The organism is Roseovarius atlanticus (assembly GCF_001441615.1).
Lineage (GTDB): Bacteria > Pseudomonadota > Alphaproteobacteria > Rhodobacterales > Rhodobacteraceae > Roseovarius > Roseovarius atlanticus.
The window spans coordinates 355003-377216 of record NZ_LAXJ01000002.1 but is presented as its reverse complement, the minus strand read 5'-3'; the positions used below and the strand labels follow the sequence as shown (position 1 = coordinate 377216).

At 64.6% G+C, this 22214-nt stretch carries 20 protein-coding genes; 13 read left to right on the top strand and 7 right to left on the bottom strand.

What is annotated here, in order from left to right; translation table 11 throughout:
* Window positions 1-5 precede the first annotated feature (5 nt).
* The 3 genes from XM53_RS02125 to XM53_RS02115 all read left to right on the top strand — a co-directional run bounded on the left by XM53_RS02125 (window position 6) and on the right by XM53_RS02115 (window position 2574).
* On the top strand, window positions 6-794 hold the full coding sequence (locus tag XM53_RS02125; protein WP_057789781.1) for an FAD binding domain-containing protein: 789 nt from the start codon (window positions 6-8) through the stop codon (window positions 792-794).
* A 362-nt stretch (window positions 795-1156) separates the two neighbouring features.
* Window positions 1157-1741 carry an HNH endonuclease gene (locus tag XM53_RS02120; RefSeq protein ID WP_057789779.1) on the top strand — a complete coding sequence of 195 codons (585 nt, stop codon included), beginning with the start codon at window positions 1157-1159 and terminating at the stop codon, window positions 1739-1741.
* A 74-nt stretch (window positions 1742-1815) separates the two neighbouring features.
* Window positions 1816-2574: a nitrilase-related carbon-nitrogen hydrolase gene (locus tag XM53_RS02115; protein ID WP_057789777.1), complete on the top strand. Its 759-nt coding sequence runs from the start codon at window positions 1816-1818 to the stop codon at window positions 2572-2574.
* A 63-nt stretch (window positions 2575-2637) separates the two neighbouring features.
* Here XM53_RS02115 and XM53_RS02110 read toward each other — a convergent pair whose 3' ends face one another.
* Window positions 2638-3930 (bottom strand): DEAD/DEAH box helicase, encoded by a 1293-nt coding sequence (locus XM53_RS02110; protein WP_057789775.1) that lies wholly within the window; start codon window positions 3928-3930, stop codon window positions 2638-2640.
* A gap of 418 nt (window positions 3931-4348) precedes the next feature.
* Here XM53_RS02110 and XM53_RS02105 point away from each other — a divergent pair, with 418 nt between their 5' ends.
* Window positions 4349-4618: a hypothetical protein gene (locus XM53_RS02105; protein ID WP_057789772.1), complete on the top strand. Its 270-nt coding sequence runs from the start codon at window positions 4349-4351 to the stop codon at window positions 4616-4618.
* 105 nt (window positions 4619-4723) lie between these two features.
* On the opposite strand, the gene XM53_RS02100 is transcribed toward XM53_RS02105, so the two are convergent.
* The 4 genes from XM53_RS02100 to bcp all read right to left on the bottom strand — a co-directional run bounded on the left by XM53_RS02100 (window position 4724) and on the right by bcp (window position 8099).
* Window positions 4724-5266, bottom strand: coding sequence for a bactofilin family protein (locus tag XM53_RS02100; protein WP_057789770.1), 543 nt, complete (start codon window positions 5264-5266; stop codon window positions 4724-4726).
* A complete protein-coding gene (locus XM53_RS02095) occupies window positions 5256-6578 on the bottom strand; it encodes a M23 family metallopeptidase (protein ID WP_201455364.1) in 1323 nt (440 codons plus the stop codon). Before XM53_RS02095 ends, XM53_RS02100 begins: the two co-directional genes overlap by 11 nt.
* A gap of 238 nt (window positions 6579-6816) precedes the next feature.
* Window positions 6817-7617: a ferritin-like domain-containing protein gene (locus XM53_RS02090; RefSeq protein WP_057789768.1), complete on the bottom strand. Its 801-nt coding sequence runs from the start codon at window positions 7615-7617 to the stop codon at window positions 6817-6819.
* A gap of 20 nt (window positions 7618-7637) precedes the next feature.
* Window positions 7638-8099, bottom strand: coding sequence for a thioredoxin-dependent thiol peroxidase (gene bcp, locus XM53_RS02085; RefSeq protein ID WP_057789767.1), 462 nt, complete (start codon window positions 8097-8099; stop codon window positions 7638-7640).
* Between the two features lie 106 nt (window positions 8100-8205).
* On the opposite strand from bcp, the gene XM53_RS02080 reads away from it, so the two are divergent.
* From XM53_RS02080 to XM53_RS02040, 9 genes are all read left to right on the top strand, one after another.
* Window positions 8206-11613 carry a YhdP family protein gene (locus tag XM53_RS02080; protein WP_082630679.1) on the top strand — a complete coding sequence of 1136 codons (3408 nt, stop codon included), beginning with the start codon at window positions 8206-8208 and terminating at the stop codon, window positions 11611-11613.
* Window positions 11610-12677: a tRNA preQ1(34) S-adenosylmethionine ribosyltransferase-isomerase QueA gene (gene queA, locus XM53_RS02075; protein ID WP_057789765.1), complete on the top strand. Its 1068-nt coding sequence runs from the start codon at window positions 11610-11612 to the stop codon at window positions 12675-12677. The genes XM53_RS02080 and queA overlap by 4 nt, the downstream gene beginning before the upstream one ends.
* Window positions 12674-12964: a hypothetical protein gene (locus XM53_RS02070; RefSeq protein WP_057789762.1), complete on the top strand. Its 291-nt coding sequence runs from the start codon at window positions 12674-12676 to the stop codon at window positions 12962-12964. The genes queA and XM53_RS02070 overlap by 4 nt, the downstream gene beginning before the upstream one ends.
* Before the next feature lie 186 nt (window positions 12965-13150).
* Window positions 13151-14410 (top strand): MFS transporter, encoded by a 1260-nt coding sequence (locus XM53_RS02065; RefSeq protein ID WP_057789761.1) that lies wholly within the window; start codon window positions 13151-13153, stop codon window positions 14408-14410.
* A 133-nt stretch (window positions 14411-14543) separates the two neighbouring features.
* Entirely contained in the window at window positions 14544-15131 is a 588-nt protein-coding gene (locus XM53_RS02060) for a DUF924 family protein (RefSeq protein ID WP_057789759.1), read from the top strand.
* Window positions 15132-15279: 148 nt separating this feature from the next.
* On the top strand, window positions 15280-16674 hold the full coding sequence (lpdA, locus tag XM53_RS02055; protein WP_057789757.1) for a dihydrolipoyl dehydrogenase: 1395 nt from the start codon (window positions 15280-15282) through the stop codon (window positions 16672-16674).
* Between the two features lie 174 nt (window positions 16675-16848).
* Window positions 16849-17406 (top strand): class I SAM-dependent methyltransferase, encoded by a 558-nt coding sequence (locus tag XM53_RS02050; protein WP_057789755.1) that lies wholly within the window; start codon window positions 16849-16851, stop codon window positions 17404-17406.
* 122 nt (window positions 17407-17528) lie between these two features.
* Window positions 17529-20399, top strand: a complete 2871-nt coding sequence (uvrA, locus tag XM53_RS02045) for an excinuclease ABC subunit UvrA (protein ID WP_057789753.1) — start codon at window positions 17529-17531, stop codon at window positions 20397-20399.
* Window positions 20396-20764, top strand: a complete 369-nt coding sequence (locus XM53_RS02040) for a hypothetical protein (protein ID WP_057789751.1) — start codon at window positions 20396-20398, stop codon at window positions 20762-20764. The genes uvrA and XM53_RS02040 overlap by 4 nt, the downstream gene beginning before the upstream one ends.
* A 33-nt stretch (window positions 20765-20797) precedes the next feature.
* Here the strand turns inward: XM53_RS02040 and XM53_RS02035 are convergent, their stop codons facing one another.
* Window positions 20798-21139 (bottom strand): hypothetical protein, encoded by a 342-nt coding sequence (locus XM53_RS02035; protein WP_057789749.1) that lies wholly within the window; start codon window positions 21137-21139, stop codon window positions 20798-20800.
* A 191-nt stretch (window positions 21140-21330) separates the two neighbouring features.
* A complete protein-coding gene (gene mmsB, locus XM53_RS02030; RefSeq protein WP_057789747.1) occupies window positions 21331-22206 on the bottom strand; it encodes a 3-hydroxyisobutyrate dehydrogenase in 876 nt (291 codons plus the stop codon).
* Between the last annotated feature and the right edge of the window lie 8 nt (window positions 22207-22214).

The following is a 22214-nucleotide window of genomic DNA, read 5'->3' as shown; positions in this document are numbered from 1 at the left end:
AGACAATGTACGCATTCGAAATCGAACGCCCGAGCACCGTGGCCGACGCGGTGAAGCTCTTGAAGCAGAGTGACGAGAACCAGGCGCTGGGGGGCGGGCAGACCCTGATCCCCACGCTGAAGCAACGGCTGGCAGCGCCCGAGGTGCTGGTCTGCCTGAGCGGGATCGACGAGATCAAGGGCGTCTGCACCGATGACGATGGCCGCATCTGCATCGGCGGGGGCACGACCCACGGCGATGTGGCGGCGGGATCGGGGGCCTATCCGGCGCTGGTCTGGATGGCGCAGAACATCGGCGACCCGGCGGTGCGCAACCGGGGCACCATCGGCGGAAGCCTCGCCAACAACGACCCGTCGGCGTGCTATCCGGCGGCGGTGCTGGCCTCGGGTGCCACGGTGGTGACCAGCGAGCGCGAGATCGCGGCGGATGAGTTTTTCGAGGGCATGTTCGCCACCGCGCTGAACGAGGGCGAGATCATCACCGAGGTGAAGTTCCCGGTGCCGGAAAAGGCCAATTACCAGAAATTCGAGCAACCCGCGTCGCGCTTTGCGCTGGTCGGCGTCTTCGTGGCGAAGTTCGCAGACGGTGTGCGCGTGGCCGTCACCGGCGCGTCGGAAGAGGGCGTGTTCCGCTGGACGGAAGCCGAAGAGGCGCTGGGCGGCAATTTCTCGGCCTCGGCGCTGGACGGTCTGTCGGTGCCGGCGGACGGGATGATTTCCGATCTGCACGGGTCGGGTGCGTACCGCGCGCATCTGGTGTCTGTGCTGACCAAGCGGGCCGTCGAGGCGGCCTGAGCCCAGAGCGCCAAGAACCTGCAAACCCGGCCCTCCGAGGCCGGGTTTCGCCTTGAGCGGCCCATTTTTTGCGCAAAAAATGGGCCGGAAAATTGCAATTTTCCGATCCGATTTCTTGCAAGAAATCGGTCGGGGCGTTGATCATGACGCGGCGATTGGGAGGCTTGCAGCGCTGGGCGCCGCGCCTTGTGGATAAGTGTCACATCCCCGTCACGGAATCGCGCTACCCAAACCGCAAGATGTTCCGCCATATCCGGCACTTGCCAGAGGCGAAACACGATATATAGTGAACGCAATCAAGGGGCGGCTGTCACGCCCCGAACCAGAGCATGAGGCGATACGGAGCGGGGGTAAGTAAGGTCATGGATGCAGATTTCAGAACGGAATTCGTAAGGTCGCCTTCGGCGCTGAAACATCATCCGGCGCTGGTTCTGAACGCCGACTATCGCCCGCTGTCCTATTACCCGTTGTCGCTGTGGCCCTGGCAGGATGCGGTAAAGGCGGTGTTCCTGGACCGGGTGGATATCGTCGCCGAGTACGAGGACACGGTGCGAAGTCCCTCGACCGAGATCAGGATACCCTCGGTCATCGTGCTGAAGGATTATGTCAAACCCCAAAAGCGCGTGGCCTTCACGCGCTTTAATTTGTTTCTGAGGGACGAATTCTGTTGCCAGTATTGCGGATCGAAGGGCGAACTGACCTTCGACCACGTGGTGCCACGCGCCAAGGGCGGGATCACGTCTTGGGAAAACGTGGTGGCGGCCTGTAGCCCCTGCAACCTGCGCAAGGGGTCCAAGAGCCTGCGGCGGTCGGGGCTGAGCCTGCGCAAGCCGCCGCGCGCGCCGGCGGCGGAGCAGCTGCGCAACCTCGGGCGCAAGTTTCCGCCCAATCACCTGCACGAAAGCTGGATCGATTTCCTGTACTGGGACGCCGAGCTGGAAGCGTAAGGCACGTTTTTAAAACGTTGACCTGACGGGCGACTGCGTGTTGGCTTTGCCTGGCGAACACGCGGGAGGGTGGGATGCGTCTTGGGATTTTTCAATGCGAGGCGGGCGGTCTGTCGACAAGCGCGCGGCTGCGCGCCCTGGAGTTGCGACTGGCGGAGCGCGAGGTCGACCTGATGGTTTGTCCCGAGCTGTTCCTGTCGGGCTACATGGGGGCCGATCACGCGGCGCTGGCCGAACCGGCGACGGGGCCGTTTTTCCAGGACGTGGCCGAGATGGCCAAGCGGCACGAGACTGCCGTCTGCTATGGCTACCCCGAGGCGGCAGACGGTGTCATTTACAATGCCGCGCGGCTGGTGGGCGCGGATGGCGCGGCGCTGGCCAATCACCGCAAGCGGTTGCCGTCGCCGGGCAGTTTCGAGGAAGACACCTTTGCCAACGGGGACAGCCCCACGCTGGTCGATCACGGCGGGATGCGGATCGCGATCATCATCTGCTACGAGGTCGAGCTGCCCGAAAGCCTGCGGCAGGCGGCGCTGCACGGGGCCGAGCTGGCGCTGGTGCCCACGGCGCTGGTCGATCAGTGGGGCGTGGTGGCCGAAAAGCTGGTGCCGACGCGGGCCTTCGAGAACGGGTTGTGGCTGGCTTATGCCAACCACGCGGGCGAAGAGGGTGGCGTGCGTTACCTGGGCGGCAGCAGGATTGTGGCGCCGGACGGCGTGGAAGAGGCCGTGGCGGGCGACGCGGAAACGGTGATTGTCGCGCAGGTCAATGCCGACCGGGTGGTGACGGCGCGGAATCGGCTGCCTTATCTGCGCGACGCGGTCAAATTGTGAGCGTGCCGATTTGACCGCGCGAGGTGGCGGCTCAGGCCGGGGTGAACCCCGGTCTACAAGATCTTACGCGGCGCGGTTACGGCGGCGCTGGCGGCGGGGTTTGCCCGCGCCCTGGTTCTGGCCACCCGCGTTTGCGTTGGCCTGTCCGTTCCCCCCGTTCGACGGTTTGCGGCGGCGGCGGTTCGGGCCGCCATTGCGCTTTTTCGGGGCTTGAGCCTGCTCGTGCGCAGGCGCGGTGCCGCTGGCGACGGGAACGGTGATCTTCATCACCTTCTCGATGTCGCGCAACAGGCTCGCTTCCTCGGGGGCGCAGAGCGAGATCGCCTCGCCCTCGCGGCCGGCGCGGGCGGTGCGGCCGATGCGGTGGACGTAGTTGTCGGCCACTTCGGGCAGGTCGTAGTTGACCACGTAAGCCACGCCCGGAATGTCGATGCCGCGTGCGGCCACATCCGTGGCGACGAGGATGTTGGTCTCGCCGTCGCGGAAGGCCTTCAATGCGCGGTCACGCTGGCCCTGGCTTTTGTTGCCGTGGATCGAGGCGGCGTTGAAGCCGTCGGACACCAGCCCTTTCATCAGCCGCTCCGCCCCATGCTTGGTGCGGGAAAAGACCAGGGTGAGGGCGTGCGGGTCGTCGGCCAGGATCTCGCGCAGTTTCGCGGATTTGTCGTTCTTGGCGACATGGTGCACCGATTGCGTCACCTTGTCGGCGGCCTTGCCCGGAGGGGCGACCTGAACCCGGCGGGGGTTGGTCAGGTAGGCGGCGGAAATCTCTTCCATCTGTTTGGGCATGGTGGCGGAAAACAGCATGGTCTGGCGCGGCGTGCCCAGATGCGGCGCGATCTTGCGCAGCGCGTGGATGAAGCCCATGTCGAGCATCTGGTCGGCCTCGTCCAGCACCAGGTGACGCGCAGTCGAAAGGTCGAGAGCGCGGCGCTCCATTAGGTCGATCAGGCGGCCCGGCGTGGCGACGAGAATGTCGGTGCCGCGCGACAGCAGGCTGATCTGCTTGCCGATGGACTGCCCGCCGACGACGGTGACGACGCGCAGCTTGGTGCCCTTGGTCAGGCCCCGCAACGACTCGGCGATCTGGTTCACCAGCTCGCGCGTGGGCGCGAGGATGAGGGCCTTTACTGTCTTTTCGGCGGGTTTTCCGGGCATGTCCAGCAGGTGCTGGATCAGCGGCAGGCCAAAGGCCAGCGTCTTGCCGGTACCGGTCTGGGCGAGGCCCATGACGTCGTGACCTTCGAGGGCCAGGGGAATCGCCTTGTTTTGTATGGGCGTCGGCTCTGTCAGGCCGGCGGTCTTGAGGGCGGTGTTGAGTTCGGGCGCGAGGCCCAGCATGTCGAAATCGTACAAGTCGTATCCTTTGCGGGCCACGCGGCGGACTGCCGGTGACGAATGGGGAAGGCCCGCACGGGATGCGCGAACCTGGAGGGTTGGGCGGCGGCCTTAAGACGTCGCGGGCGTATCCCGCGCCCCTGGCGCCGCATCAGAAACCCTGCGTGATGGGGGAACTGGAAAAATCGGGCTGGTTGCTGGTTCGGGCGGGTGGCCCGGCTCACGCGCAATCGCAGCGATGGGCGTGACATGGCGTGTGGCGGGGTAAGTGTCAAGGGGGACAGCAGTATTTAGGCGGGCTGGCGGGAGTTGATGCACAAGAGCCGCGCGACAGAAAAAGCGTTCGGAGGGCCGCGTTTGCCGGATGGAAGGCTGGAACCATGGCGGAAGATGGAACGCGGTAGTGTCAGGAAACGTTGTCAGAAGGGAGACATCCATGACAGACTTCTCTGATTTTGAAAAACTCCGCACCCCCGACGGCGGTTGGGTCGGTCCGGAGGAGCTTCACCAAGTCCTTGCGGAAGATGGTTATTCCGTCGGCAATCGTGAACAGTATCTGAAAACCTTGCTGACGCGGCTGTCGAAAGCCGAATGCAGGACGTCGAACGACCGCGAGTCTCACTTGGCTCTGATGCAGGAGGTTCGCAACATACTGTCCCAGGAACAGGACAAGGAGGGGCAGAATCCGATTTCGGACGACGTTTGAAAGTAATGCGGATCAGCGCCAGAAATTTCGGCCTTGGGGTTGATGTGTGCATTGAAAAAGGCGCCGCGGTTGCCCGGGCGCCTTCCTGTTGGATATGCATCGCGATCAGCTCTTGGCCGGCTCGTTCGCCGGGGCGGGCGCGGGCGCCGCGCCTTGTTGCGCCGGAGCGGCGGGTTTCTTGCCGCCGGCGTTGAGCGGGTCGTCCTGGCGTTGCACCGAGCCCTCGAAATGGGCACCGGATTCGATGGCGATGGTCTTGTGGATGATGTCGCCTTCGACGCGGGCGGTCGAGGTCAGGCGCACCTTGAGGCCACGCACGCGGCCCACGATGCGGCCGTTGATGACCACGTCGTCGGCGATGACCTCGCCCTTGATCGTGGCACTTTCGCCGATGGTCAGCAGGTGGGCGCGGATGTCGCCCTCGACGGTGCCTTCGACCTGGACGTCGCCGGTGGTCTTGAGGTTTCCGGTAACGTGCAGATCGGTCGACAGGACCGATGCAGGGGGCTTGGCCTTGGGGGCCGCGGCCTTGAATTCACCACCGCCGGGTTTCTCGGCGGTGTCCTTGCGCGGCTCGGCCGGCGCGGCGGGTTTGGCCGCAGAATCCTGCTTCGGCGCGGGGTCGTTGATTTTGCTTTTAGAAAACATCTCTTGCAGCCTTGATGTAGATCATGGGGTTGACGGCCTTGCCGCCGACACGGACCTCGTAGTGTAGATGGGTGCCGGTTGAACGTCCAGTGCTCCCCATAGCAGAAATCTTTTGACCGCGCGAGACTCTTTGGCCCTTCTTCACGAACAGTTTCGAGTTATGCGCATAGCGCGTCTCGATGCCGAACTCGTGCTGGATCTTCACAAGGCGGCCATAGCCGGACTGCCAGCCGGCGTGCACGACAACGCCATCGGCGGTGGAATAGATGGGAGTGCCATGCGGGGCAGCGAAATCGGTGCCGGAATGCATCCGGCCCCAGCGCATGCCGAAGCCCGAGGTATAGCGGAAGGACGACTTCAACGGCATGGCGAAGGGCGCCTTTTGCGCCGCGATGCGGTAGAGGTTCAGCTTGTCCATGCCCCGAAGGATGCCGTTGGCGCGGCGGGCGTCCGCCGAAGGCTCTTCGCCCCGCGTGGAGAAGCTGAGTGGCATCATGGGGCCGCCCTGGCCGGAATAGCCCGAGCGCACGGTGGCGATGAGGTTGTCGGGGTTCATGCCCGCGGCACTGAACATCTTGTCCAGCGGCTCGACCGAGATCGCCATCGCCTCTTCCAGCTGGCGGAAGATCTGGTCGTTCTGATCCTGCATCAGCCGGATCTGGGTGGCCATTTCGTCGGCGCGCAACAGCGCATCCTGGGCGTCGGCGGTAACCTGATCACGTTCCTGTGCGGTGGCAGCCAGCTGGGACGACAGAAACTCGACCATCGGGTCTTCGCCGGTGTTGCCCGACTGGCCGGGCAGGGGCGTGTCGCCGGAATTTTCGATCGCCTGGGCCAGTTGCTCGGCCTCGTTGCGGGCGCTGTCGCGGTCTTTCATGGTGCGGCGCAGGGTCGACTGGATCACTTCGATCCCGGTCTCAAGCTCGCGCCGGCGGGTCTCGGAAGACAGAAGCTCGGTCTGCATGACCGAAATCTGTTCCAGCGCGGAGTTGAAGCGGTTCTGGGCGGCCAGCGCCTCTTCGGCGCGCTTGTCGCGTTCGTCTTCCAGCGCGTTGAGCCGGGCCTCGTAGGTGCGCTGATCGCGCTTGGCCTGTTCGCGGAAGTTACCGGAGCCGATCGAGTCCATCACCAGAACGGCTGTGGCGATGATCGCCCAGGCCACGATGGCCGACGCGCCGGTGAAGGCGATAAGCTGCGTCGCGGGCCGAAGCCGGATGAAGCGGGTGTCTGTGTCGGACCGCAGGAAAACGCGGCGTTCCGGAAAATGCTTTTCCAGGATGTGGTTCAGCTTGATCAAAAATCGTCTGCGCAAGATTGAGTCCGTCCCTTTCAACCTCTCCCAATGTCGATGCTCAAACCTTTGCCGCGATCACGGTCGCGGCGTCGTCCATTCTGTGCCGGATGGTCCGGTGGCATCGTCCGGGGTTGGGTACACAGGCCGTCCCTATTGGGCAAGGATTTTGACCATCTATCGCGGGAAGGGCGCCTATTTGCCCCGGAATTGGCAGAAAATTGCCGATTATTAAGGGCTTGATGGCGCGAATGCGCTTTTAGCTCCCGGTCTTGCGGTCTGCCAGAGGCCAGTAGAAATCGGGCGGCAGGCCCGCCTCGGCGCGTTTTTCCTCGTTGAAGGGCGGTTTCAGGCCGCCATGGAAATAGCGGCGGACAAGGTCGTGAAAGGCATCCTTGGGGTCCATCTCGTGCCGACCGCACAGGAAATGAAACCACTTCGAGCCATAGGCGACGTGGCCCACTTCCTCGGCGTAAATCACCTTGAGCGCGTCGACGGTGCGGTCCTCGCCGGCGTTCTGGAAGAGGTCGATCATGCCGGGTGTCACGTCGAGGCCGCGCGCCTCGAGCACCATGGGCACGACTGCGAGGCGGCCCATGAAATCCTCTGCGGTGTCCTCGGCGGCGCGCCACATGCCGGCGTGGGCGTCGAGCGCGCCGTAATGGCTGCCCTTTTCCTCGAGGCAGTCACATACCAGGTTGAAATGCTTGGATTCCTCGTCCGCCGATTTCACCCAGTCGTCGTAGAACCCGATTGGCATCTTCACGTCGGTGAAGCGCGCGATGATGTCCCAGTGCAGGTCGACGGCATTGAGTTCGATATGCGCCACGGCGTGCAGGATGGCCAGCCGCCCGGGCGCGGTGCCGGGGCGGCGGCGCGGCACGTCGCGCGGGTCCAGAAGACGGGGCAAGTCGGGGCGCGCAGGGCGCGGCGGCGGGGCCGCATGACCCACCGGCAGGTCGCGCCCGGCGGCGCGGGCGGCGAACCAGGTCTCGGCGTGCCGCCGCGACAGCGCCGTCTTGGCGCGGCCGTCGGCGGTGGTCAGCACCTCGACGGCCATTTCGGCAAGGCTTTGTGAGGTCAAAGCGCGCGGACCGCTTCGAGAACCTCCTCGGCGTGGCCGTCGACCTTCACCTTGGGCCAGATCCGCGCGATCATGCCGTCCTGATCGATCAGAACGGTGGTGCGCTCTATTCCCATGAAGGTCTTGCCGTACATCTTTTTCTCTTTCCAGACGCCGTATTCCTCGCACACATGCGTATCAGCGTCGGACAGAAGGGGAATGCCCAGCTCATGCTTGTCGCGGAACTTGTCGTGCTTGGCCACCGTATCCTTGGAGATGCCGAAGATCTTGGCGCCCACCGCGTCGAACTCCTTGACCAGGCCGGTAAAGGCAATGGCCTCCTTGGTGCAGCCGGGCGTGTCGTCCTTGGGATAGAAATACAGGACCACCGGCGCGGGGCGCTGGTCGGACAGGGTGACAAGGTCGCCGCCATCGCGCGGCAGGGCGAAATCGGGGGCCGGTTGACCGGTTTCGAGCATGTAGAATCTCCAATGCGAAAAAAGTGAGTTTCAAATTAACGCGCGAGCGGCAAGAATAAAGACGTGAGAGCAGGCAAAAGCGCGGTCAACGCGCGGCAACGGGAAAATGAACGATACGGCGCAGAAAACACCGCGTGGCAAACGCCTGAAACGGTTCGGCATATGGAGTGCCGCGCTGATCCTTGCGCTGTGCGTGGGTCTAAGCGTGGCGGTGATGGCGCTGGTCGGCACACGGGTGTCGGCCCCCGAATGGGTGCGCGAGCGTGTGACGCGCGAGGTCAATGCGGCGGTCGACGGTGTCTCGCTGCATTTCGGCGATATGGCGGTGGTGGTCGAGAAAGGCTGGGTGCCGCGGCTGTCGCTGCGCGACGTGATGATCCGGGACGAGACCGGGCTGCCCATCGCCAGCCTGTCGGACATACAAGGCACGGTGGACATGGCGGCGCTGTTGCAGGGCGCGCTTCAACCCAGCGCGATCCGCCTGTCGGGGGCGCAGCTGAGTTTCCGGCGCACGGATACGGGCGAGGTCGGCGTGACGCTGGGCGATGCCGGGGCCAACGCCCGCGAGCCGGTGACCGTGGCCGCGCTGGCCGAACGGCTGGACGGCATCCTGAACCGCCCGGCCTTTCGCAACCTGTCGCAAATCGAGGCCACGAACGTCTCGCTGCGCTATGAAGACGAGCGGACCGAGCGGGCCTGGACCGCCGATGGCGGGCGGCTGGAGATATCGCGAGAGGGCGACGACATCCGTCTGCGCGGGGATTTCGCCCTGATCGGCGCCCGCGATTACGCCACCACGCTGGCGCTGAACTATACCGGGAGGCTGGGCACGGCGGCGTCCGAGGTCGGCCTGAGTTTCGAGGACATGCCGGCCCGCGACGTGGCGGGGCAATCGCCCGCTTTGGCCTGGCTCGATGCGATCGACGCGCCGATTTCGGGGGCGTTGCGCGCTTCGGTGGACGAGCAGGGCCAGCTTGGCCCGCTGAACGCGACACTTCAGATCGGCAAGGGCGCGGTCCGGCCCAACGACGCGACCGAGCCAATCGCCTTCAACTCGGTGCGCAGCTATTTCACCTATGATCCAACGGAACACCGCATCAGCTTTAACGAGCTGTCGATCGACAGCAAGTGGGTCAAGACCAGTGTCACAGGCCATGCCTATCTTGTCGGCGTGGAAAACGGTTGGCCCAGCGAGATCCTGTTGCAGGTGGGACTGTCCGAGGTGGTGGCCAACCCGATGGACCTTTACGCCGAGGCGATCACGCTTCAGGGCGCGCGCATGGACATGCGCCTGCAACTGAACCCGTTCGTGCTGAGCCTGGGCGAGCTCAGCCTGTCGGATCAGGACGAGGTGCTGCGGCTGACCGGCGAGGCGCGGGCCGAACCCGAAGGCTGGGACGTGACGCTGGACGGGCACATGGCGCAGATCGCGCCAGACCGGCTGATGCAGCTTTGGCCGGAACGGCTGGAAGTCAAGACCCGCGACTGGATCACCAAGAACATCCGCAGCGCGGATTTGCAAAACATCCAGCTGGCGCTACGCAGCCTGCCGAAAAGCCGCCCGGATTTCTTTCTAGGGTTCGATTTCGAGAAGTTCAGCACGCAGTTCATCCGCGATTTCCCGGTGATCGAGGAGGCGCACGGGCACGCTTCCTTGATGGACAACCGCTTTGTCGTGTCGGCACTGGGCGGGTACGTGACGGCGCCGCAGGGCGGGCGTGTGGACATCACCGGCACCAGTTTCGACATCCCCGACGTGACCGTCAAACGCACGCCCGCGCAGGTGCGGTTGCGCACGCGCAGCACGATCACCGCGGCGCTGTCGCTGTTGGACGAGCCGCCGCTGGAGTTTCTGACCAAGGCGGGCCGCGAGGTGACCTTGGCCGACGGGATTGCGGAACTGGGTGGCGTGCTGGACCTGCGCCTTCTGGACAAGCTGACCGTGCAGGATGTGGCCTTTGACGTGGCCGGAACCCTGCGCGACGTGCGCAGCGAGGTCCTGGTGCCGGGCAAGGTTCTGTCGGCGGCGGCACTGGACGTGGCGATTGCCGACGAGGTGCTGAGCGTGGCGGGCGCGGGACGGATCGGGCAGGTGCCGTTCGACGGACGGTTCGAGACCGGGATCGGCCCGGACAGCACCACCAGCACGGTACGCGGCTGGATCGAGCTGTCCGAGCGGTTTGCCGACGAGTTCGGCATCGGCCTGCCGCCGGGCAGCGTCACGGGCGCGGGCCGGGCCGACATGGAAATCGACTTCGAAAAAGGCGCGCCGGGGGTGTTCCGGCTTAGCTCGACTTTGGCCGGGGTTGGATTGCGCGTGCCGCAGCTGGACTGGGCGGTGTCGCAGGGCGGGACCGGACGGCTGGAGGCATCGGGGCGCCTGGGAGAACCGCCGTCGATCGACCGGCTGGAGATTTCGGCCGCCGGGTTGAACGCGCGCGGCGCCGTCACCTTGCGCGACGATGGGCAGCTTGACCGTGCTACTTTCTCGCAGGTGCGGGTCGGCGACTGGCTGAGCGCGCCGGTGGAATTGGTCGGGCGCGGGGCGGGCGTGACGCCGGCTGTGCGCGTGCAGGGCGGATCGGTGGATCTGCGCCAGACGTCGCTGGGTGGCGATGGTGGTGGCGGGGCGCAGCGGCAGTCCCGGCAGGGCGGGCCGGTGTCGCTTGCGCTGGACCGGTTGCAGATATCGGACGGGATCGCGCTCACGGATTTCCGCGCCGAGCTGGACATGTCGCGCGGGGCGGATGGCAGTTTCACGGGCCGGGTCAACGGCCAGACCCCGATCACGGGTCGTGTGGTCCCTCAGGGCGGGCGAAGCGCCTTTCGCATCCAGTCCGAGGACGCTGCCGGCGTGCTGGTGTCGGCGGGCCTGATCAAGGGGGCGCGCAACGGCAAGCTGGACGTCACGCTGGTGCCGGGCAAGGGGCCGGGCATCTACGAGGGCAAGCTGACCGCCAAGGGTGCGATGCGCCTGAAGGACGCGCCGTCGATGGCGGCCCTGCTGAACGCGCTGACGGTCGTCGGTCTGCTGGAGCAATTGGGCGGCGAGGGCATTCATTTCGAGTCCCTCGAGGCGCGGTTCCAGCTTTCGCCTGACCGCGTCACGCTTTATTCCAGCAGCGCGGTGGGCGCCGCGATGGGTATCACGATGGACGGGTATTACTTTCTTGAAAGCGGGCAGATGGACATGCAGGGGGTGATTTCGCCGGTCTACGTGGTGAACGCCGTGGGCGGGCTCTTTACCCGGCGGGGCGAGGGGTTGTTCGGGTTCAACTATACGCTCAAGGGTCCGGCGCGCAGTCCGCGGGTCAGTGTGAACCCGCTGTCGGCCTTCACGCCGGGGATGTTCCGCGAGCTTTTTCGCCGTCCCGCGCCGGAATTGCCGCAGTCGACGCGGCCTGCGCAGACCGGCCAACAGGGCACGCAGCAGGGAACGGACGGGCCGCAGTCACAGCCACCACAAAGCAATCCGCGCGTGCGCGATTTCAACAACCGTGAAGCCGGCAGATGAAGCTTTCGGATTTCGATTTCGACCTGCCCGAGGCGTTGATCGCGACCCGGCCCGCAAAGCCAAGGCCGTCGGCGCGGCTGCTGGTGGCGCAAGGCGACAGGATCACCGACTCGCGGGTCTATGATCTTGGACAGTACCTTCGGCCCGGCGACCGGCTGATCCTCAACAACACCAAGGTCATCCCGGCGCGCCTGTCGGGTTTGCGGCGGCGCGACGGCGCCCAAGGCGAGACTGAGGCGCGGATCGAGGTGACGCTGCTGGATGCCACGCCTGAGGGCGACTGGCGGGCAATGATCAAGCCGCTAAAGAAGCTGCGGATTGGCGAGACCGTGCGGTTCGAGGCCGGGTTGGAGGCGAAGCTCTTGGCCAAGGAGGACGGGCAGGGCGTGCTGCGTTTCAACCTGTCGGGCGATGATTTCGACGCGGCGCTGAACGCGGCGGGCGCGATGCCCCTGCCGCCCTATATCGCCAGCAAGCGCGCCGCCGACGACCAGGACCGCGACGACTATCAGACCGTCTTTGCCAAGCAGACGGGCGCGGTGGCCGCCCCCACGGCCAGCCTGCATTTCGACGACGCGCTGCTGGCGGAGCTGGCGGCGCAGGGTATCGCCTTTACCGAGGTCACGCTGCATGTGGGCGCGGGGACGTTTTTGCCCGTGAAGGTCGAGGATGTGACCAGCCACCGGATGCACGCCGAATGGGGCGAGGTCAGCAAGGCCGCCGCCGCCGAGATCGCCGCCACCAAGGCGGCGGGCGGGCGGATCATTCCGGTGGGCACCACCGCGTTGCGCCTGATCGAAAGTGCCGCGCGCGATGGCACGATTGGCCCGTGGCGGGGCGAAACGGACATCTTCATCTATCCGGGGTTCCGGTTTCAGGTCACCGATGCGCTGATGACGAATTTCCACTTGCCGAAAAGCACGCTGATGATGCTGGTCAGCGCCCTGATGGGGCCGAACCGGATTAAGGATATCTACACCCACGCGATCCAGAATGAGTATCGATTCTTCTCCTACGGGGATTCGTCTCTGCTGGTGCCGGACGGGGGAGGGAGGACAAAATGAAACTCAACAAGGTGCCCGGATTCGTCAGCCGCATCATGTGGGTGGGGCTGATCACCAGCGCGGCGCTGTTGATCCTGAACTACGTGATCGCGGGGCTTGTCTGTGCGTTCATCGTCTTTGCCGCCAACCTTGCGCTCAAGCGCGAGCCGGTCAAGCTGTGGGTTTTTCGCGTGCTGACTGGGATGTCCAGAGAGGAGCTGGAGCGCGCGACACTGGCCGATCTCGAGGCGGGCCGAACGCCGTCGGACCGGGGCAAGTCAGATCCCCAAGACCCTCCGGCCAGCTGACACCCCGGCCCGGAGCGGACTGCCGCGCACGGTTCCGCCTATGGGCCACGTTCGCCGTGCCGGACGCTGTTGAAACCGGCAGGAAACACTGGCAAGGCCTGCACCAGCGACGGATCGAGTCGCGATTGAGCCAGACCTGTTGTGCGACGCCCGTCTAGACGGGCTGAAAGTCATTGGAGTATCCGCATGTTTTCCGTCCTTTCCAGCGCCTGGGCCCTATTGCTGGGCATGATGCTCTTGCAGGTCGGCAACGGGATGCAGGGCACGCTCTTGGGTGTGCGCGGCCAGTTGGAAGGCTTTTCCACGCTGGAGATGTCGCTGGTGATGTCGGGCTATTTCCTGGGCTTTTTGTTCGGCTCGCGCATGGCACCCGAGATGATCCGGCGGGTGGGCCACGTGCGGGTGTTCGCCGCGCTGGCCTCGATGATCTCGGCCGTGATGATCCTGTACCCCGCCTTCGCCAACCCCTGGGCCTGGGGTGTGGGGCGCGTGCTGATCGGGTTCTGTTTTTCCGGCGTGTATGTGACTGCCGAAAGCTGGCTGAACAACGCCGCCACGAACGACAACCGCGGCAAGGCGCTGTCGCTTTACATGATCGTGCAGATGGTCGGCATCGTCAGCGCGCAGGCGCTGATGCTGACGGCCGATCCGGGCGGTTTCGTGCTGTTCATCATCCCGTCGGTTCTGATTTCCTTGTCCTTCGCGCCCATTCTGCTGTCGATCAGCCCGACACCGGCCTTTGACACGACCAAGCCGATGACCCTGCGCGAGATCATGAAGATCTCGCCGCTGGGGTGCGTGGGGATGTTCCTGCTGGGCGGAGTCTTTGCGGCGCAGTTCGGCATGGCGGCGGTTTATGGCGCCGAGGCGGGGCTGACCGTTGGGCAGATCTCGACCTTCGTGGCGACGTTTTATGTCGGGGCGATGCTGGTGCAGTATCCGCTGGGCTGGCTGTCGGACCGGATGGACCGGCGGTTGCTGATCCTGATCGCCTCGGCCATTGCGGCGCTTGGCGCGGTGATCGGCATGGCCCTGGGCGGCGTGTTCTGGCTGTTGCTGGTGGCCGCGTTCCTGGTGGGGGGCATGTCGAACCCGCTTTATTCGCTGCTGATTGCCTACACCAACGACTTTCTGGGGTCTGACGATATGGCAGCCGCTGCCGGGGGCATGGTGTTCATCAACGGGCTGGGCGCGGTCTTTGGCCCGATCATCACCGGCTGGATCATGGGCGTGGTGGGACCGAGCGGCTATTTCCTGCATATCGCGACGCTGTGCACGATGATGGCCGCCTATGCCGCCTACCGCATGACGCAGCGCGCGGCGCCCGACGACACCGACCGTTACACCGCTGTCGTGCCGGGCGTGTCACCCATGGCGGTGGCCTATGCGCAGGAAGTCGCCATCGAAGCGGCCGAGGACTCGGAAGAGGATGGACAGGCGGCATGAGACTGCGCATATGCGCGCCACAGACAGGTAAATGTCACGAAAGATTGCCAATGTTGCAATTCTTTACTGTCCACAGGGCAGGGGATGTCGTTAACCTGTTACATATGCGTGCTGCCCACTACGGGAGGATAGGATGACAGCGCCCGAGGATATATTGAGTTTCTGGCTCGACGAGGTCGGACCAAAAGGCTGGTACGAGGCGTCCGACACTCTGGACGAGACGGTGCGCGACAAGTTTCTTGACGCCTACCACAGCGCCTGCGACGGCACTTTTGGTCTTTGGCTGACCTATCCCAACGGGACGCTGGCCTATATCATCCTGCTGGACCAGTTTCCGCGCAACATGTTCCGGGACGAAGCGCAGGCCTTCGCCACCGACAAGTTCGGCCTGGCCGCGGCCAAGGCGGCGATCAACAAGGGCTGGGATACGCGCATCGACGAACCGGCGCGGCAGTTCTTCTATCTGCCGCTGATGCATTCGGAAAACCTTTGCGACCAGGACCGCTGTGTGCGGCTGATTTGCGAGCGGATGCCCGAGGGCGGCGAGGACAATCTGCTGCACGCCCGCGCGCATCGCGAAGTCATCCGCAGGTTTGGCCGGTTCCCACACCGCAATAAGACGCTGGACCGGGCAAGCTCGGATGCCGAGAAGACCTTTTTGAAGAACGGCGGTTACGGCGGCGTGGTGCGCGAGCTTCAGAATGCGGATGCCGCCGCCTGACGCGAGGCGTGCGACCTATTGAAAATATGGACAAACCGGGCCGGCCCGTGTCATCTTGATGCGGGGAGGCTTTGCCGCGTTGTGGCGGGCTTCGAGATAGTTTAATATCAAACTATATCCTGAAACGGACCGCAGAACGGAGCATCGCATGGCCGCGCAATCCTATGACATGATCGTAATCGGGGCAGGGCCGGGCGGCTATGTCGCCGCTATCCGGGCCGCGCAGCTGGGCCTGAAGGTGGCCGTGGTCGAACGCGAGCATCTGGGCGGGATCTGTCTGAACTGGGGCTGCATTCCCACGAAGGCGATGCTGCGGTCGTCCGAGGTGTTTCACCTGATGCACCGCGCCAAGGAATTCGGGCTGAAGGCCGAGAAGATCGACTATGACCTCGACGCAGTGGTCAAGCGGTCGCGCGACGTGGCCAAGCAGCTGACCTCGGGCGTGGGCCACCTGATGAAGAAGAACAAGATCACCACGATCATGGGCGAGGCCAAGCTGACGGGCAAGGACAAGGTGTCGGTCAAGACCGAGAAGGGCAGCGAGGAGCTGACCGCCAAGACCATCGTTCTGGCCACGGGCGCTCGGGCGCGCGAGCTGCCGGGGCTGGAGGCCGATGGCGACCTGGTGTGGACCTACAAGCACGCGCTGAAGCCGCCCCGGATGCCCAAGAAGCTGCTGGTCATCGGCTCGGGCGCGATCGGGATCGAGTTCGCCAGTTTCTACAATACCCTGGGCGCCGAGACGACCGTGGTCGAGGTGATGGACCGCATCCTTCCGGTCGAGGATGCCGAAATCGCGAAGTTCGCGAAGAAGGCGTTCGAAAAACAGGGCATGAAGATCATGGAGAAATCCACGGTCAAGCAGCTGGACCGCGCCAAGGGCAAGGTCACCGCCCATATCGAGAGCGGCGGCAAGACCGAGAAGCTGGAGTTCGACACGGTGATTTCCGCCGTGGGGATCGTCGGCAATACCGAGAACCTGGGGCTGGACGATCTGGGCATCAAGGTGGATCGGACCCATGTGGTGGTGGACGAATATTGCCGCACCGGCGTCGAGGGCATCTATGCCATCGGCGACCTGGCCGGTGCGCCCTGGCTGGCGCACAAGGCCAGCCACGAGGGCGTGATGGTGGCCGAGATGGCCGCCGGCGGACACCCGCATCCGGTGCGCCCCGACAGCATTGCCGGCTGCACCTATTGTCACCCGCAGGTGGCCAGCGTCGGCCTGACCGAGGCCAAGGCCAAGGAGGCGGGCTACGACGTCAAGATCGGCAACTTCCCCTTTATCGGCAACGGCAAGGCCATCGCCCTTGGCGAAGCCGAAGGCATGATCAAGACGGTGTTCGACTCCAAGACCGGCGAATTGCTGGGTGCGCATATGGTGGGCGCCGAAGTGACCGAGCTGATCCAAGGCTACGTGGTGGGTCGGCAGCTGGAGACGACGGAAGAGGACCTGATGCACACGGTCTTCCCGCATCCGACGTTGAGCGAGATGATGCACGAGAGCGTTCTGGACGCGTATGGTCGGGCGGTGCACTACTGAAATGAGCGCCTGCGGCGCGCAGGTTCGGATTGCGTTCGGGCCACGCAGGCCAGTGGGGGACCCGTCCCCCACACCCCCCGGGATATTTTCGGCCAGAGGAAGCGGTGCGGGGCTTTTCGCATTGGGCCGCATCTGAGATGGTGCGCGTGTCGATGACCTTGGAAGTGTAGCGGAATGGCGAGCCTCAACCGCATCGTGATGTACAAGAGTTCCCGCGCCTGGTTCGAGGAACTGGACCTGGCGTCGATGGAGGCCGCCGAGGTGTCGGGCAAGCATGGCCGTCGCTATGAGTTCAAGAGCTACGAACGCTTCCGCTACCCGGCCCATGACATCTGCGCGGGGCCTTATACCGACGAGGACGGGACCGTGCGGCAGTTCGACATCGTGCTGGCCAACCAGGTGTGGGAGCATCTGGACCGGCCCTACGCGGCGACGCGCAACGTGCTGGAGATGCTGCGGCCGGGCGGGTATTTCTGGGTCGCGGTGCCGTTCTTCATCCCCTATCACGGCGATCCGGTGGATTGTTCGCGCTGGACGGCGCGGGGGCTGAAGAACCTGTTGATCGAAGCCGGGTTCGAGGAAGACAAGATCAGGGCCGAGCAATGGGGCAACCGGCTGGCGGGGCTGCGGAACCTGGGTGAGGATTGGCCGCCGGAATACGACCCGGAGCGCGACAATCTGGACAATGATCCGGCCTTTCCGATCTGTTCCTGGGCGCTGGCGCAAAAATAAACTGTGGATAAAGCGGGCACTGCTGACAAGGCCTGACGCATGTTCGCGCTATGTTCCGTTTTTCCTCTTGGAAGAACCGGCGCCGTAAACTATCTGTCAACGGGTGAGAGACCGGGGGCAGCATGGCCGAGCTGAAGAACATCGAAGTACGGGGCGCGCGCGAGCATAACCTCAAGAACATCGACGTGGACATTCCGCGCAACGAGCTTGTGGTGATCACCGGCCTGTCGGGCTCGGGCAAGTCGAGCCTGGCGTTCGACACGATCTATGCCGAAGGGCAGCGGCGCTATGTCGAGAGCCTGAGCGCTTATGCGCGGCAATTTCTGGACATGATGGAAAAGCCGGACGTGGACCATATCAGCGGTCTGTCCCCGGCGATTTCGATTGAACAGAAGACGACCAGCAAGAACCCCCGCTCGACCGTCGGCACGGTGACCGAGATCTACGACTACCTGCGGCTGCTCTTTGCGCGGGTCGGCACGCCCTATTCTCCCGCCACCGGCAAGCCCATCGAGGCGCAGCAGGTGCAGGACATGGTCGACCGGGTGCTGGCGATGGAGGAGGGTACGCGGGCCTTCCTGCTGGCGCCCATCGTACGGGACCGCAAGGGCGAGTATCGCAAGGAATTCCTGGAACTGCGCAAGCAGGGCTTTCAGCGGGTGAAGGTGGACGGCACGTTCTACGAGCTTGACGAGCCGCCGACGCTGGACAAGAAATTCCGCCATGACATCGACGTGGTGGTCGACCGCATCGTGGTGAAGGACGGCATCGGCACGCGGCTGGCCGACAGTTTCCGCACCGCGCTGGACCTCGCCGACGGGATCGCCATCTTCGAGACCGCGCCGAAAGAGGGCGAGCCGGAGCGCACCACTTTCAGCGAGAATTTCGCCTGTCCGGTCAGCGGCTTCACCATCCCCGAGATCGAGCCGCGCCTGTTTTCGTTCAACGCGCCCTTCGGGGCCTGTCCGGACTGTGACGGGCTGGGCATGGAGCTGTTCTTTGACGAACAACTCGTGGTGCCCGACGCCGCCTTGAAGCTGTATGACGGGGCGCTGGCGCCATGGCGGAAGGGTAAGTCGCCCTATTTCCTTCAGACCATCGAGGCCATCGCGCGGCATTACGAGTTCGACGCGAACACGCCGTGGCGCGACCTGCCCGCGCATGTGAAGCAGGTGTTTCTGCACGGCTCGGGCGACGAGGAAATCCAGTTCCGCTATGACGAGGGTGGGCGGGTGTATCAGGTGTCCCGCGTGTTCGAGGGCGTGATCCCGAACATGGAGCGGCGCTATCGCGAGACGGACTCGAGCTGGATCCGGGAAGAGTTCGAACGCTACCAGAACAATCGTCCCTGTGGCACCTGCGGCGGTTATCGTCTGCGGGAAGAAGCGCTGGCGGTGAAGATCGGCAAGCCGGATGACCTGCGCCATATCGGGCAGGTGGTGCAGATGTCGATCCGCGAAGCGTTCGACTGGTGCGAGACGGTGCCGGAGGCGCTGACGGTGCAGAAGAACGAGATCGCGCGGGCGATCCTGAAGGAGATCCGCGAGCGGCTGGGGTTCCTGAACAATGTCGGCCTGGAATACCTGACGCTGAGCCGGAACGCGGGCACGCTGTCGGGCGGGGAAAGCCAGCGCATCCGGTTGGCCAGCCAGATCGGGTCTGGCCTGACCGGGGTGCTCTATGTTCTGGACGAGCCGTCGATCGGGCTGCACCAGCGCGACAACGGGCGGCTGTTGCAGACGCTTCAGAACCTGCGCGATCAAGGCAACACCGTGATCGTGGTGGAACACGACGAAGAGGCCATCCGAACCGCCGATTACGTGTTCGATATCGGCCCCGGTGCGGGTGTGCATGGCGGCGATGTGGTCAGCCACGGCAAGCCCGAGGCGGTGGCGGCGGACAAGAACTCGATCACCGGGCAATACCTGTCGGGTGTGCGCGAGATTGCCGTCCCGGCCGAGCGTCGGACGGGCAATGGCAAGCAGGTCAAGATCGTCAAGGCCACGGGGAACAACCTGAAAAACGTGGATGCCGAGTTTCCGCTGGGCAAGTTCGTCTGCGTGACCGGCGTGTCGGGCGGGGGCAAGTCTACGCTGACCATCGAGACGCTGTTCAAGACGGCCTCGATGCGCCTCAATGGCGCGCGCCAGACGCCCGCGCCCTGCGAGACGATCAAGGGGCTGGAGCATCTGGACAAGGTGATCGACATCGACCAGCGGCCCATCGGGCGCACGCCGCGCTCGAACCCCGCCACCTATACCGGGGCGTTCACGCCGATTCGCGACTGGTTTGCCGGGCTGCCCGAGGCCAAGGCGCGCGGATACAAGCCGGGGCGGTTTTCCTTCAACGTCAAGGGCGGGCGGTGCGAGGCGTGCCAGGGCGACGGCGTGATCAAGATCGAGATGCATTTCCTGCCGGACGTCTACGTGACCTGCGAGACCTGCAACGGCGCGCGCTATAATCGCGAGACGCTGGAAATACAGTGGAAAGGCAAGAGCATAGCGGACGTTCTTGATATGACTGTCGAGGACGCGCAGGAGTTCTTCAAGGCCGTGCCGTCGATCCGCGAGAAGATGGATGCGCTGATGCGCGTGGGGCTGGGCTATATCAAGGTGGGCCAGCAGGCCACGACCTTGTCGGGCGGCGAGGCGCAGCGTGTGAAACTGTCGAAGGAACTGGCGAAGCGGTCAACGGGCCGGACGCTCTATATCTTGGACGAGCCGACCACGGGATTGCATTTCGAGGACGTGAAGAAACTCTTGGAAGTGCTTCATGAACTTGTGGAAAGTGGCAATACGGTCGTGGTGATCGAGCACAATCTGGACGTGGTGAAGACCGCCGACTGGATCGTGGATATCGGCCCCGAGGGCGGCGATGGCGGCGGCGAGATCGTGGCCGTGGGCACGCCCGAGGATGTGGCCGAGGTCGAGCGCAGCCACACCGGGCGCTATCTCAAGGACATGCTGGCGGCGCGGAAGGTCGCCGCGGAATGACGCGGCTTGCCTTTGTCCTGCTGGGGCTGATGCTGCCCTGTGGGGCAGTGGCGCAGGCCGGGCCGGACTGCGGTTTCGCGGAAGAGCCCTGTTTCTGCGGCGGGCTGTTCTTTGTTCTTGAAGTCGGAGACGGCGATGCTGCGTTCGAGGCCGGGCTGCGCCAACGGGCCGCGGAGATGCGGGCACGTGTGCAGGCATTTCATGGGGAAACGGCAGGTAATCAGCTATTCGATGGCTGGGTTGCGGCATGGCGCGGCCTGCCGAAAGGCACGGACGGGCAGGTGATGCTGGCAAAAGGCCTTGCGCGGTGCGAAGGCTACGTCACCGGCGTGGCGGGGCGACCGAGCGTATCGGTCAGCCCTTAAAGGTATTGTTTTTCAGAAGTTTGCGCGCTGAACTTAATTCAGGATGCGCGCGGCTGCCCCGATCAGATCGAGCACTTCGCGGGTATCGCGATCGACGCGCAGAACCTGGTCTCCGACCCGGTAATAGGTGCCGTAAGGGTCAAGACCATAGCGGCCCGGATCGCGGATGATCACGTAGTCGCCACGGATCACGTCCCCCCGGCGATAGCCGTCATAGTGGTCCCTGTCATAGCCCGAATGCTTCTTGGCCTGTCCCGGCGGGACGCACGGCACGGCTTTCTTGGCCAGACCTGGAGGGCAGCCGTTCGACTTGGCCGCCACGGGCCCGGCCAGGGACATGGCGACGATGGATACGGTCAGGACGGGTTTCCACATGTGGTTTCTCCTTCTGCTTTGGCGGATAACACCTGGGCAGAAGGAGCGTTCCTCAGGGTCAGGTGCGCCGGCGGCTTCATGCCGGTTGCGCCGGTGCGTGGATGCCGGACCGGGAAAGGGGGCGCTGCCCCCGCGCCGAAACAGGGTTTCGACGCTCCCCCGGGATATTTTTGGCCCGAGGAAGAGGCGGGTCAGCCCTGGTGTCCGCGGTTTTCGAACCGGGGCAGCATGGCGGAAAAATCGCGGCCATTGCCGTCTTCGTCCTCGACGAAGCGGCGGTAGAGCTCGCGGGCGGCCTGGCCGATGGGCGTGTCGGCGTCGGCGGACTCGGCGGCCTGCATGGCCAGGGTCAGATCCTTCAGCATCAGTTCGGCGGCGAAGCCGGGCTTGTACTCGTTGTCGGACGGCGATTTCGGGCCGATTCCCGGAGCGGGGCAATAGGCGTTCATCGACCAGCTGTAGCCCGACGAGGTCGACACCACGTCGAACATCGCCTGGCGGTCGAGGCCCAGCTTGTCGGCCAGCGCGAAGGCTTCGCAGGTGACGATCATGGTGGCGCCAAGGATCATGTTGTTGCAGATCTTGGCGGCCTGGCCGTTGCCCGAGGGGCCGCAATGCACGGCCTTCTGGCCCATGATGTCGAAAAGCGGCTTGGCCGTCTCGAACGCGCCGTCGTCGCCGCCCACCATGAAGGTGAGCGTGCCGCCCTGCGCGCCGCCGATGCCGCCCGAGACCGGCGCGTCAAGCGCGCCGAGGCCTGCCGCGTTGGCCTGCTCGGCCACGGCGCGGGCGCTGTCCACGTCGACGGTGGAGCAATCTAGCAGCACCGCGCCCTGTTTCATCGCCGGGATCACGGTGTCGGCCACCTTGCGCAGGATCTGGCCGTTGGGCAGCATGGTGATGACGACGTCCGCCGCTTGCACGGCGGCCTCGGCGGTGTCGGCATTGGCCACGCCCTCGGCGGTGGTGCCGGCGGTGTCGAAGCCGGTCACCTCGTGTCCGGCGGCGGCCAGGTTGGCGGCCATGGGCGCGCCCATGTTGCCCAGTCCGATGAATCCGATCTTCATGTCAGGTC

Excerpts from the sequence above, each read along its gene's own strand:
- XM53_RS02125 (WP_057789781.1), top strand. The coding sequence starts at position 6 with ATGTACGCATTCGAAATCGAACGCCCGAGCACCGTGGCCGACGCGGTG.
- XM53_RS02120 (WP_057789779.1), top strand. The coding sequence starts at position 1,157 with ATGGATGCAGATTTCAGAACGGAATTCGTAAGGTCGCCTTCGGCGCTG.
- XM53_RS02115 (WP_057789777.1), top strand. The coding sequence starts at position 1,816 with ATGCGTCTTGGGATTTTTCAATGCGAGGCGGGCGGTCTGTCGACAAGC.
- XM53_RS02105 (WP_057789772.1), top strand. The coding sequence starts at position 4,349 with ATGACAGACTTCTCTGATTTTGAAAAACTCCGCACCCCCGACGGCGGT.
- XM53_RS02100 (WP_057789770.1), bottom strand. The coding sequence starts at position 5,266 with ATGTTTTCTAAAAGCAAAATCAACGACCCCGCGCCGAAGCAGGATTCT.
- XM53_RS02090 (WP_057789768.1), bottom strand. The coding sequence starts at position 7,617 with ATGGCCGTCGAGGTGCTGACCACCGCCGACGGCCGCGCCAAGACGGCG.
- bcp (WP_057789767.1), bottom strand. The coding sequence starts at position 8,099 with ATGCTCGAAACCGGTCAACCGGCCCCCGATTTCGCCCTGCCGCGCGAT.
- XM53_RS02080 (WP_082630679.1), top strand. The coding sequence starts at position 8,206 with ATGAACGATACGGCGCAGAAAACACCGCGTGGCAAACGCCTGAAACGG.
- queA (WP_057789765.1), top strand. The coding sequence starts at position 11,610 with ATGAAGCTTTCGGATTTCGATTTCGACCTGCCCGAGGCGTTGATCGCG.
- XM53_RS02070 (WP_057789762.1), top strand. The coding sequence starts at position 12,674 with ATGAAACTCAACAAGGTGCCCGGATTCGTCAGCCGCATCATGTGGGTG.
- XM53_RS02065 (WP_057789761.1), top strand. The coding sequence starts at position 13,151 with ATGTTTTCCGTCCTTTCCAGCGCCTGGGCCCTATTGCTGGGCATGATG.
- XM53_RS02060 (WP_057789759.1), top strand. The coding sequence starts at position 14,544 with ATGACAGCGCCCGAGGATATATTGAGTTTCTGGCTCGACGAGGTCGGA.
- lpdA (WP_057789757.1), top strand. The coding sequence starts at position 15,280 with ATGGCCGCGCAATCCTATGACATGATCGTAATCGGGGCAGGGCCGGGC.
- XM53_RS02050 (WP_057789755.1), top strand. The coding sequence starts at position 16,849 with ATGGCGAGCCTCAACCGCATCGTGATGTACAAGAGTTCCCGCGCCTGG.
- uvrA (WP_057789753.1), top strand. The coding sequence starts at position 17,529 with ATGGCCGAGCTGAAGAACATCGAAGTACGGGGCGCGCGCGAGCATAAC.
- XM53_RS02040 (WP_057789751.1), top strand. The coding sequence starts at position 20,396 with ATGACGCGGCTTGCCTTTGTCCTGCTGGGGCTGATGCTGCCCTGTGGG.
- XM53_RS02035 (WP_057789749.1), bottom strand. The coding sequence starts at position 21,139 with ATGTGGAAACCCGTCCTGACCGTATCCATCGTCGCCATGTCCCTGGCC.
- mmsB (WP_057789747.1), bottom strand. The coding sequence starts at position 22,206 with ATGAAGATCGGATTCATCGGACTGGGCAACATGGGCGCGCCCATGGCC.